Source organism: Candidatus Omnitrophota bacterium, from assembly GCA_021735655.1.
GTDB lineage: Bacteria > Omnitrophota > Gorgyraeia > Duberdicusellales > 4484-171 > JAHKAJ01.
Genome location: JAIPGM010000013.1, coordinates 1 through 11,165, shown reverse-complemented (window position 1 = coordinate 11,165; position 11,165 = coordinate 1). Strand labels below are relative to the sequence as shown.

General features: G+C 37.0%; 13 protein-coding genes and 1 riboswitch. Of the genes, 12 read left to right on the top strand and 1 reads right to left on the bottom strand.

Annotated elements, in window-relative coordinates:
• Positions 1 to 72 precede the first annotated feature (72 nt).
• From K9L86_08215 to K9L86_08165, 11 genes are all read left to right on the top strand, one after another.
• On the top strand, positions 73 to 345 hold the full coding sequence (locus tag K9L86_08215) for an integration host factor subunit beta (GenBank protein MCF7908835.1): 273 nt from the start codon (positions 73 to 75) through the stop codon (positions 343 to 345).
• A 73-nt stretch (positions 346 to 418) separates the two neighbouring features.
• Positions 419 to 1,675 carry a histidine--tRNA ligase gene (gene hisS, locus K9L86_08210; GenBank protein MCF7908834.1) on the top strand — a complete coding sequence of 419 codons (1,257 nt, stop codon included), beginning with the start codon at positions 419 to 421 and terminating at the stop codon, positions 1,673 to 1,675.
• On the top strand, positions 1,645 to 3,024 hold the full coding sequence (gene aspS, locus K9L86_08205; protein MCF7908833.1) for an aspartate--tRNA ligase: 1,380 nt from the start codon (positions 1,645 to 1,647) through the stop codon (positions 3,022 to 3,024). The genes hisS and aspS overlap by 31 nt, the downstream gene beginning before the upstream one ends.
• 82 nt (positions 3,025 to 3,106) lie before the next feature.
• A complete protein-coding gene (locus K9L86_08200) occupies positions 3,107 to 3,553 on the top strand; it encodes a LysM peptidoglycan-binding domain-containing protein (GenBank protein MCF7908832.1) in 447 nt (148 codons plus the stop codon).
• 30 nt (positions 3,554 to 3,583) lie between these two features.
• Positions 3,584 to 4,975 carry an HDIG domain-containing protein gene (locus K9L86_08195; protein MCF7908831.1) on the top strand — a complete coding sequence of 464 codons (1,392 nt, stop codon included), beginning with the start codon at positions 3,584 to 3,586 and terminating at the stop codon, positions 4,973 to 4,975.
• On the top strand, positions 4,926 to 5,357 hold the full coding sequence (gene ybeY / locus K9L86_08190) for an rRNA maturation RNase YbeY (protein ID MCF7908830.1): 432 nt from the start codon (positions 4,926 to 4,928) through the stop codon (positions 5,355 to 5,357). The genes K9L86_08195 and ybeY overlap by 50 nt, the downstream gene beginning before the upstream one ends.
• Complete coding sequence (gene recO / locus K9L86_08185; GenBank protein MCF7908829.1) at positions 5,339 to 6,091, top strand: DNA repair protein RecO; 753 nt, start codon at positions 5,339 to 5,341, stop codon at positions 6,089 to 6,091. Before ybeY ends, recO begins: the two co-directional genes overlap by 19 nt.
• A 68-nt stretch (positions 6,092 to 6,159) precedes the next feature.
• Positions 6,160 to 6,588, top strand: coding sequence for a preQ(1) synthase (queF, locus tag K9L86_08180; protein MCF7908828.1), 429 nt, complete (start codon positions 6,160 to 6,162; stop codon positions 6,586 to 6,588).
• A 31-nt stretch (positions 6,589 to 6,619) separates the two neighbouring features.
• The gene (locus tag K9L86_08175) at positions 6,620 to 7,570 is read left to right on the top strand and encodes an FAD:protein FMN transferase (GenBank protein MCF7908827.1); all 951 of its coding nucleotides are present in this window, start codon (positions 6,620 to 6,622) and stop codon (positions 7,568 to 7,570) included.
• Positions 7,563 to 8,360, top strand: coding sequence for a 3-methyl-2-oxobutanoate hydroxymethyltransferase (gene panB, locus K9L86_08170; GenBank protein MCF7908826.1), 798 nt, complete (start codon positions 7,563 to 7,565; stop codon positions 8,358 to 8,360). Before K9L86_08175 ends, panB begins: the two co-directional genes overlap by 8 nt.
• 178 nt (positions 8,361 to 8,538) lie before the next feature.
• Positions 8,539 to 9,132, top strand: a complete 594-nt coding sequence (locus tag K9L86_08165) for a hypothetical protein (protein MCF7908825.1) — start codon at positions 8,539 to 8,541, stop codon at positions 9,130 to 9,132.
• 42 nt (positions 9,133 to 9,174) lie between these two features.
• On the opposite strand, the gene K9L86_08160 is transcribed toward K9L86_08165, so the two are convergent.
• Positions 9,175 to 9,504, bottom strand: a complete 330-nt coding sequence (locus tag K9L86_08160) for a hypothetical protein (protein MCF7908824.1) — start codon at positions 9,502 to 9,504, stop codon at positions 9,175 to 9,177.
• 93 nt (positions 9,505 to 9,597) lie between these two features.
• A riboswitch (cyclic di-GMP riboswitch) is annotated at positions 9,598 to 9,676 on the bottom strand.
• A gap of 136 nt (positions 9,677 to 9,812) precedes the next feature.
• On the opposite strand from K9L86_08160, the gene K9L86_08155 reads away from it, so the two are divergent.
• The gene (locus K9L86_08155; protein ID MCF7908823.1) at positions 9,813 to 11,039 is read left to right on the top strand and encodes a hypothetical protein; all 1,227 of its coding nucleotides are present in this window, start codon (positions 9,813 to 9,815) and stop codon (positions 11,037 to 11,039) included.
• Positions 11,040 to 11,165 lie beyond the last annotated feature (126 nt).

Sequence of the window (11,165 nt, the reverse complement as noted above, 5' to 3'; positions counted from 1 at the left end):
AAAGCCAATTTTTAAGGTTTTTCAGAGAAATTTATTCTTGACACTAAGACTTGAGGTTGATAGACTTAGAGTATGAGAAAACGCGATATAGTTCTTAAAATCAGCCAGGACACCGAGGTAAAGCAGGTAGTCGTAAAGGAAGTGGTCCAAAGGACTTTTGATGCCATTTTAGAAGCCCTTAAGGCTGGCAATAGGATTGAGCTGCGGAATTTTGGGGTGTTTCAGGTCAAGAAAAGAAAAAAAAGAATTGGCAGAAACCCGAAAACCGGAGAGGTCGTGCCTGTTCCGGAGAGACGGACTGTTGTTTTTAAGCCTGGCCTGGAAATGAAAAAGCACATAAAGTAGCTCTTCCTAATATGAACCTCAGCAGCTCCCTCCCACGGGTACCTTTCCGCAATCTTACAGGAGGAAAAAATAAGTGAAGAAGACGTATAATAATATACGCGGGACTTTAGATTTTGATGCTTCTCAAGCCTTAACTTTTCGAGCCATTAGTGATGAAGCTCAGAGAATATTCGGTTTGTACGGATATCAGGAAATTATCCTGCCTTTATTGGAAGAGAAGGATTTATTTATTAGAGGGGTAGGGCAAGGTACTGATATTGTTGAACGTCAGATGTTTAAGATAGAGGGTAAGGATGTTGTTTTACGCCCTGAAGGCACTGCCCAAGTTGTTAGATATTATCTTCAGAACTCACTGCATAAAAAAAGCGATTTTCATAAATTCTTTTATGTCGGTCCAATGTTTCGTGGCGAACGTCCCCAGAAGGGGCGCTTGCGCCAGTTTCATCATTTAGGTGCCGAAGCTATTGGCTCAGACAGTTTTTATCTTGATGCTGAGATGATACTTTTGAGTTTAGAGATTTTGGATTCAGTTGGGATCAAGGAGAAAAAGTTACTGATAAACTCTTTAGGTTGTAAGAAGGATAAGGACGCATTTAGCCGTTTACTCAAAGAGAGTTTAACTAAGGCTAAAAAGCAGCTTTGCGAAGATTGCCTTAGGAGATCAGAGGTTAATCCTTTAAGAGTTTTAGATTGCAAAAAAGAAGAGTGCCGTAAGCAAGTTAAAAGCTTTATTGGACAAGATGGGTCAAGCAATCATCTTTGTTCTGATTGTTCAAAAAATTACAAAAATTTAACAAATTTACTTAAAGATTTAGGCGTCAAATATGTTCATGAGCCTTATTTGGTTCGTGGACTCGACTATTACACGAACACGGTTTTTGAAATTACTTCTTCTAGGCTGGGTGCTCAGAGTGCGATTGGAGCCGGAGGCAGATATAATAACCTAATTGATGCTTTAGGTGGTCCAAGTAAGCCAGCCATCGGTTTTGCTTTAGGTGTTGAGAGAATACTTTTGGCTTTAGATAAAAAAGATGATCAGCCTAAAGTTGATGTTTTTATAGCTATTGCCGGAGAAGATCTTAGAGAACCGGCTTTTAAAATCTTGAATAGTTTACGAAAAGAAGGGATAATCTCTGACTATGATTATTGTCAGAAATCTTTAAAAGGCCAATTAAGGTTTGCTCAGAAAAATGGTGCACGCTACGTTGTAATTGTCGGCGATGATGAATTTAAGCAAGGTTGCGTGCTTTTAAAGGATATGGAAAAAGGAAGTCAAAAACAAGTAAAGATAGGAGATTTATGCTCAGAACTCACACCTGCGGTCAATTAAATAATGATAATATCAATCAAGAAGTAAGTCTTTGTGGCTGGGTTGCTTCACGGCGCGATCATGGTAAGCTTATTTTTATCGACATTCGTGATCGTTATGGAATCACCCAAGTGATATTTTTACCCAAACCTAATCAGGAAACTTATGAGAAAGCAAAAAAATTACGTAATGAAGATTCGGTAAAAATTATCGGTAAAGTTGGTTTAAGACCGAAAAATACCGAAAATCCTAATATTCCTACTGGGCTTATTGAAGTTTGTGCTGAGCAGCTAGAGATTATTGGCAAGGCTCAGGATTTGCCTTTCGAGCTTGATGGCACGGCTGAAATTGGTGAAGAAACCCGCTTGCGTTATCGTTATCTTGATTTACGTCGTGAAGAAGTTAGGAAAAAACTTGAGTTAAGACACAAGTTTAACCAGGAATTTAGAAGCTTTTTGAACAAAGAAGATTTTTTAGAAATTGAAACTCCCTTTCTTAATAAATCAACACCTGAGGGAGCCAGGGATTATCTTGTGCCTAGTCGTCTCCAGCAAGGTAAATTTTACGCTCTACCTCAGTCACCGCAACTTTTTAAGCAGATTTTGATGGTCGGGGGTATTGATAAATATTATCAGATTGCTCGTTGTTTTCGTGATGAAGATTTGCGTAAGGATCGCCAGCCGGAGTTTACGCAGTTGGACATGGAATTATCTTTCATCGAGGAGGATGATATTTTTTCGCTAGTCGAGAGAATGTTTGCTGAAGTTTTCTCTAAAGCTTTGGGAGTTGAGATCAAAACTCCTTTTAAGCGTATTACTCATCGTGAGGCAGCTGAAAAATATAAGAGTGATAAGCCTGATGTCGGTGAAGGGGATTATCGCTTTGTCTGGGTTGTTGACTTTCCGCTTTTTGAGCTTAATCAGGAAGATAAGTCTTGGCAGATGAGCCATCATCCGTTTACTTCGCCTAATACTGAAGATATGAAGTTTCTTGATGGAGACTTATCAAAGGTGAGAGCTCGAGCTTATGATTTAGTATTAAATGGCCAGGAACTAGGTAGTGGCTCAATAAGGATACATTGTCCTGAACTGCAGCAGAAAATTTTTAGTATTTTAGGGATTTCTAAAGAAGATGCTGAGAGTAAGTTCGGTTTTTTATTGAGGTCTTTTAAGTACGGCGTTCCGGTTCATGGCGGTATTGCCTTTGGTCTTGACCGACTCTATGCTATAATAAGTGGTTCAGAAAGTATCAGGGAAGTTATTGCTTTCCCTAAGACTCAAAAAGGTATTTGTCCTTTGACTGAAGCTCCAAGTCAGGTTTCAAAGAAGCAGTTAAAGGAACTTAATATAGAGTGTCTCAAAGAAGAATAAACAGAATAGATAAAAGAGTAAAGAGGGGGTAGTGATGAGAAATATTTTAGTGTTATTAAGCGTTGTTTTTTTAGTTGGTTGCATGACTGTGCGGACTTATGAGATCGAAAAGCCCCGAATAGATACCGAAGTTAATGGAAATCAAGGGGTTCTTTTTGGAGATGCTGAGGTTGAATCTAAAGAAAGTAAATTAGGTCCGAATCGGAAAGTATCAGTTGTCGAAGTAGAGTTTGGATCGTTTAAAAGTAAAGCTCAGAAAGATGATGCGCTTTATCAAGAAACCACCGATGCTGAGGTTGACGTCGAAGTGGTTACTTTGGATCAGTTAGATGAGTCTGACGCTGAGTCGACAGATGAAGCTTATACATTATATAAGGTTAAGAAGAACGACACTCTTCAGAAAATTTCTCATAAATTTTACGGAACTACCAGAAAGTGGAATTTTATCTATGATGTGAATAAAGATGTTTTAAAGAGTCCGAATAAGGTATATCCTGGTGTTAAGCTGAAAATACCCACTTTGGATTAACAGTTTTTAGTTTAAAGAGCAGTTTAGTTTATGAAAATTACCATAGCTAAAAAAGGGATTAACTTTGATAATTCTATTATTGGTATAACTTTTTTTTCGATTGTTGGCTATGTTTTTTTTATCTACTCGATTGATTTTTCTTTTCTGGCCTTAGCCTTAGTTCTTTTTATCTATGCCAGTTTTTTAAGAAAGATAAACAACCTGCCTAATTATTTGGACTTATCAATATTGGCTGCGATTGCTGTATTGATACCGCTCCTGACCATTGTAATTTTCCCAATTTCCGGTTATGGCGTTATTGCTATTGGTTTTGCAATACTGATTACTCTTTTGTTCAACAACCTAGAGTTATCATTGTTGTTTATTATTTTTATTTCGGCTTTAAGCGCCGGAATCGATGGAGGAAATTTTAATTTAGGAATTAGTCTTTTCATTGGTTCACTGTCTGCGGCTATGCTTAGCTATCGAGCTCGGCGGCGTTTTCAGATTATTAAGGCGGGGCTAATTGCCGGAATTATTCAATTTTTGATAGCCTTTCTTATGGAAAGGGAACAGAATCTTTTTGTTCTATCGGGTATTGATTTAAGTTTACTTAAGGTTTGCGTGCTCAATGGTGTTATATCTTCAGGAATCGTTTTGTTGTTTCAGCCGGTTTTTGAATATGTATTTAAAGTTGTTACTAATGTATCTTTGCTTGAGTTGTCTGATTTTAATCACCCTTTATTAAGGAAGTTAATTTTAGCAGCTCCAGGCACATATCAACATTCTTTGGTGGTTGCTAATTTGAGTGAAGCTGCTGCAGAAGCTATCGGCGCGAATCCTTTGCTCGCTCGGGTCGGTGCATATTATCATGATGTTGGCAAGATGATAAAACCCGACTATTTTGTAGAAAATCTAATTAGTTATCGTGATGTTCATAAAAATCTTAAGCCTTCAATGAGTAAGTTGATTATTTTTAACCATGTAAAAGATGGGATTGATCTGGCTAAAAAATACCGAATTAATTCTAAAATTATTGATTTTATTGCCCAACATCATGGACGAACCTTAGTTTATTTTTTTTACCAGCGGGCCAAAGAACTTGAACCAGAAGGAAAGCATGAAGAAGAATATCGTTATCCGGGGCCAAAACCTCAGATTAAAGAAACTGCCATTGTGGCTTTAGCTGATACGATTGAGGCTTTATCGCGAACCCTTGAAGAGCCGACCCCGGCTCGGATAGAGGAAATGGTCAGAGAGGTAGTTAAGAAAAGGTTTATGGAAGGCGAATTGGATGAGTGTAATCTTACTTTAAGAGATATTGAAAAAATTACCCAAAGTTTTACCCGCATTTTAAATGCTATATTTCACACTCGCGTGAACTACCCTAAAGATGAAAATCGAAATAACAAACCGTCAAAAAATAAAGAGAGTAAATCTTAAAACTCTTAGTAAATCTTTAGAAAAAGCAGCCGGTCTTCTGTTAATCCCTAGTAAAACGATATCTTTAACTTTAGTTGATAACGCTTTTATTGTTAATTTAAATAAGCGTTATTTAAAAAAAACAACCCCTACCGATGTTATTAGTTTTGATCTTTCTGATCCTCTAGATCCTGATTATTTGGGTGAGATAGTAGTGTCAGTCGAGGAGGCGGTAAAAGTTGCTAAAAGTTTAAAGGTTGATTGGCAGAAAGAGGTCTTGCTCTATTGCTTGCACGGAATTTTACATCTTATTGGCTATGATGATCGTAGCAAGAAAAAGCGCGATTTGATCGAAAAAAAGCAGAAAGAGTTAATGGAAAAACTATGGTTAAAAAAGACATAGGCTTTATTTTAAAAAGGTACAATTTTCGTGAAACCAGTCTAATCGCTACTATCTATACTGAGCGTTTTGGTAAGATCCGTGGTATCTTAAAAGGGTTTTATACTAATAAACGTGAATTTTCATCATCATTAGATATTTTTAGCCTTAACGAATTTCTTTTTTATCCTAAAAAAAGCGAAATCTGGCTTGTTTCTCATGTGGATATGATATCCGGTTATAGTTATTTGGGTTCAGATTTGGAAAAAGCAAAAATAGCCGGACAGATATTCAATTTTGTCGATAAGGTAACCCAGATTTGGGATAGTAATCCTTACGTTTTTAACTTATTGAGAAATTGCTTAAATTTACTAGAGAATGATAAAGAATCTATGGTTTTTTATGTTTTCTTAATAAAATTTTTAACTTTATCGGGATTCAAACCAGAACTTAACCATTGTATTAGTTGTCAGCGAGTATTAGAGAAAGAGAATACTTTTAGTGTCTCTAAGGGGGGGTTTGTTTGCCCGGGTTGCCGCAGTCAGGTTAGAGATGTCCGGATTTTGAGCCATCAGGCATCGCGCTGCATTAGCTATATACAAAATAGCGAATTTACTATGGTTAACCGTTTGCAAATTCCGGTTAAATGTCAGGAAGAGATATTGTCTATCTTGAGGAGCTTTACCGCTTATCATTTTGATACTGATTGCTTAAGTAAATGGGCTAAGCCGGTTTATGAGCGGGTTGAAGTGCATTAAAGACTGTTTAAAAAAAGATAAAAGGTTTTGTTTTCACCTATTTCCAAAAATCTGATATAATACTGCCGATGATTTACGAAGATAGAGTTCAAGATCAGTGTGAAAAGAAGGCTAAAAAGACAGCTGGTAAAGCTTTTTTGCCGAAAGATATAGATTCTAGTATCTTACAGGTTATTGATTATGAGTATCCTAAGCGTAAAATAACCGTTGAATCAACTACCGATGAGTTTACCTGCATCTGTCCTTATTCCGGGTTACCTGATTTTGCCAATTTAACCATACGCTACATTCCCCGTCGCAAGCTTATTGAGTTGAAGAGTTTAAAATATTATCTTTATTCTTTTCGGAGTGTAAAAGTTTACAATGAACATGCGGTTAATAAAATTCTTGAGGATTTAAAAGTTGTTTTAAATCCTTATGAAATCATCATAATTGGTGAATTTTCAAATCGTGGTGGCATAAAGAATAAGGCAACTGCTCAATGGAAAGGCAAGTGATTTTCCTGTTTTTAGGTTTAAAACAAAACTCATGATTAGAAAACTATTAGTTTTAATTCTATTAATTTTTTTAGTTGCTTGCTCTAAGCCACTATATAAAAATAAGTTTGTAATTGCCGGAACTTATCTAGAGGTAACATCTCCTAATCCTGAGGCGTCAAATATTGTTTATAGTGAGTTTAGGAGATTAAACAAGATTTTTAATGCTTTTGATTCGGAATCAGAGATTTCAGTTTTTAACAGAACTTATGCTGTGCCATTTAAGGCTTCAGACGATTTAATCGAGATTTTAGAGCTTTCTAAAAAGTTAACAGATTTGACTGAAGGTAGCTTTGATGTGAGTCGGGGTATTTTGTATAAATTTTGGAAAAGGTTAATAAAGAAAACAGATCAAACGTCACTACCTTCGCAAACTTTGATTGAACAGATTAGGGATTTAGGCGGAATTAGCGGCCTTGAGATTGATCTTGAGAACCAAACCATAAAAATAAATAAAAAAGGCGTGGTCATTGATTTGGGCGCTATCGCTAAAGGTTATATGGTTGATAAAGCAGTTTTAAAATTAAAAGCAAAGGGTGTGAAGTCGGCCTTAATCAATGCTGGCGGCGATATGTATTGTTTAGGTAAAAAATACGCTAAACCTTGGCAGGTTGGAGTGAGAGACCCCAGAGAACGTGGTCAGATAATTGAAACTAAGGTAATAGTTAATCAGTCAATAGCTACTTCAGGCAATTATGAGCAGTTTTTCGATCGAAACGGAAAGCGTTATTCTCATTTAATAGACCCACGTACCGGATATCCGGCTAGTAGCAATATTATAAGTGTTAGTGTGATTGCCGAGAGTTGCGCTGTGGCCGATGCTTTGGCTACGGCCTTTTTTATAAGTGGCAGAGAGGGTATAGAGAAATTTCTGATTAAAAATCCCTCATTAGCGAAAATATTTATTGTTGAAGAGGGAGGAATCGTAACTAGTTATGAATAAGGTTAAAGTTAAAGATATTCTAGCCAAGAAAGCTAAGCAGAAGATAACTGTGCTTACTTGCTATGATTATTCTTTTGCCCGGATTTTGGATGCTTCGGGTATAGATATAATTTTGGTCGGAGATTCTTTAGCTAATGTTGTTTTGGGATTAAAAGAAACTCGTGAAGTAACTATAGCTGAGATGCTTAATCATACACAAGCTGTAGCTAGGGGGGTGGCCCGAGCCTTAGTAGTTGCTGACATGCCTTATGCTAGTTACCAGAAAGATCCTGCTAAATGCCTTTATTATGCTAAAAAGTTTATTGCTCATGGGGCTGATGCAGTTAAAATTGAATGGTTTAGTAAATGTCCCCAGGTAGTAAAAAAATTAATTAAAAATAAAATTCCGGTTGTCGGTCATATCGGACTTACTCCTCAGACTGCTCATCTTCTCGGTGGCTATAAGGTTCAGGGTAAAGATGATAAGTCAGCTAAAGATTTATTTAACCAGGCAAAGCTTTTAGAGGATTTAGGAGTTTTCAGTTTAGTTTTAGAGTGTATACCTTTGTCGGTCAGTCGTCAGATTACTAAAAGTTTAAAGATTCCGACCATTGGCATTGGGGCTGGTAAATATTGTGATGGTCAAGTTTTAGTTCTTTATGATTTTCTTGGTCTTTATCCGGGCAAAGAACTTAAATTCGTCCGGCGTTATAAAAGTTTAGGCCAGGAAGTGCATTCGGCTACTTTAAAGTTTATTCAGGATGTAAAAAATGGCCAATTTCCTTCAACAAGCGAGAGTTTTCCTTCTTAAACTACCTCCTAAATATAACATAAAATTAGACTTGTTTTTTTTAGGATACCATGTTATATTCTAATGAAAGCGTTTACAGTATTCTAGCATCGTTGATTTTAGTCTTATTTTAAAGGGTTTTTTGAGATTATTGATATTTAGTGTCCAGAAATCGGACAAGACAAAAAAAGGAGTAGTTATGTGGCGAAAAAGTTACAAAATCAGTCTTTTGCTCTTGGTAGCATTAAGCTTAGCTTTTACTAGCTTTGCTCAAACGGCCCTCCAAACCGACAAGTATGATGTCAAGGCCAACATACCGCAACAGAACGGGTTTAACGTTGATATTAGCAAGATTGCTGGTGCTAATTGGTCTCCGGCTGGAAATGTTGACTTTGGAGAACTTTGGTTGGATTCTCAATATAATGTTTTTAGGTCTGACTTTACCTATGCTGTAGACGTCGGAATTACTGCTAATGTTCCTAGCTGGACCATACAACATACCAGGACATCAGTAGTAAGAACTGGTGGAACGGAGACCTTAGATCAGAATATCAACGTAGTGTTTGTTAAGCAGACGGGGCCACAGTCAGCTATTGATTTGAATAAGTATAGTTATCTTAACAGTGATGGAATAGATTATACTAATCTTGAGCTTGCTGGTGGTTGGTTGAGAATTTTCTATGGCATTGGTACCGGCGATGCTAATGACGCACCAGGAGTATTGCCAATTGGCTTGGATAAGCCAGCTGGTGACTATTTAGGACAGGTTACTTTAACTTTGTTCCAAACCTAATAAGTTATACCTTGATTAAATTCAGGTTGGGTTAGGTTACAATTAAGGCTCTTGGACAATAGTTTTAACGATTATCGTGTAGCCTTCAGGGTAGTCTAGCTTGTTTGAATTGCTCTCGTCGGCTTCGACTTCGTTTTTTTTGTCCCTTTCCCCTGTGTCTTTTTCTTCAGGCTCTTCTGCTCTCAGAAGAGGGGGATTAAGAGGCTTATTTACTTGTTCTATGATTTTGGGAATAGTTATCGAGATGCTGAAACTCTTACTTTCCTTGGCATAGCAAGGATTGGCCAAAAATGCCCCCACAACCACGGAAACCCCGCATACTAGCGCCATCAACCCTTTAAATCGTCTTGTGTAGAAACTTGTGTTTTTCATCGTCTTTAAATTAAAAAACCCTTCAGGCAATATTGACTGAAGGGTTAATAAAAAAACCCTAAGGCAATAAATCTTAGGGTTTCGAGTACGTTCTTTGGTAACCCCTCTTTCCTGTTAATCAGGACAGGTGGCTTTGCGTCTTTCGATCACTCGAAATTTGCCTTTATCAAAGGAAAACTAATTATCAAATGAACCATCTCAACTGTAACATATTTTGTTTGAAAAAACAAGCTAATTTCAATTTTTAGCTTTAAATTGACAATTATAAATCATTGGTATATAATGAGTTAAGAATAAAGACTAATAAAATGCGAAAATTACTCATAATTTTGACTCTTTTTTGTCTAATTGGGCCTTATCAGGCTCAAGGCTTTTCTTTGGTAGTTAAGCCCCCGAGCTTGGAGATTATATCGAATCCTGGAGGTTCAAGATCGTTTATCTTGAGATTAACTAATTCTGGGTCTGATGGGAACTTAAAGGCTAAGGTTTATATCGAGACAGTATACATGAGCGAGGATGGGGAGTTAGTTTTTCTTGAACCTAGCGATGACCCTAAAGGTGTTGGAAACTGGATTGAGGTGCGTGATAAGATAATAAGCCTTAAACCTTTAGCTACCAAGAAAATACCTTTAAGGCTAAGAGTTCCGGCTGGAACTCCTTCTGGTGGCTATTACGCAGCAGTAATGTTTGAGCCAATTGGTGAAGAAGAGACCACTCAAAAGGGGTTAAAGGTTGCTTTTCGTCTAGCCTCTTTATTGCAGATTACGGTTAAGGGCAGTAAACCTTTAATAAAACAGGCTGAGGTTAACGATTTTTTTTATTTTTCTGGACCAATTGATTCTAAAAGTTTAACTGAGGTAGAGGCGAACGGATTAAAAGGAAAAGTAGTTAAGGAGTTCCCTAATCAGAAAGGGAGTTTTTTTGCAGCCTTAGTTAAAAATACTGGAAACGTTCATTTTCGCGGTGAGGCCACAGTTTTAATAATGACTAAAGATAAGAAGCGAAAAGGAGAAGTAACCCTAAGATCCGGGAAGGGCATGGTTTATGCGAATGCTGGAAGATACTTCATTGGTCATTTTCCAAATACATTAGCTGCCGGTGATTATATTGCTCAGCTGCGTCTTAGCTATCGTGGCCCGAGTAGATTAGTTAAGGAGTTTCCTTTTTCAGTAAAAGTTGCTCAATTCGGCCAAGAATCTCAAGGCAATTTGCTTTCGGCCTTAGAAGTAATACCAAAAGATATAAAAATCGAAACTGTAAGTGGCGTTTTGCGTAGTCAACAATACACTCTTTTAAATCGTCTAGATAAAGAGTTAAACTTGAAATTATCAGCTAGCGGCCAGATAAAAGATTGGTTTGAACTAGTATATACAAATTTAAAGCTTCCTTCGGCCCGCGAGAAGAATTTCATTTTTAGATTACAGATACCTAAAGAAGTAAGCGAAGGTTTTTATCGAGGCATGATTATTTTTGAAGATAGTCAACAAGGAGTTAAAGAAGACTTGCCAATAGAGGTTGAAATTAAAAGGAGATGATACGATAATTGTTCAATGATAGTTGGTGAAAACTCTGGATTATCAGTAGAATAAATAGATAGTCACAGAGTAGATAGGTTATAGGTTGTATTGTTTTTCTGGGGCTTAATTGACCCCGTAAAGGAG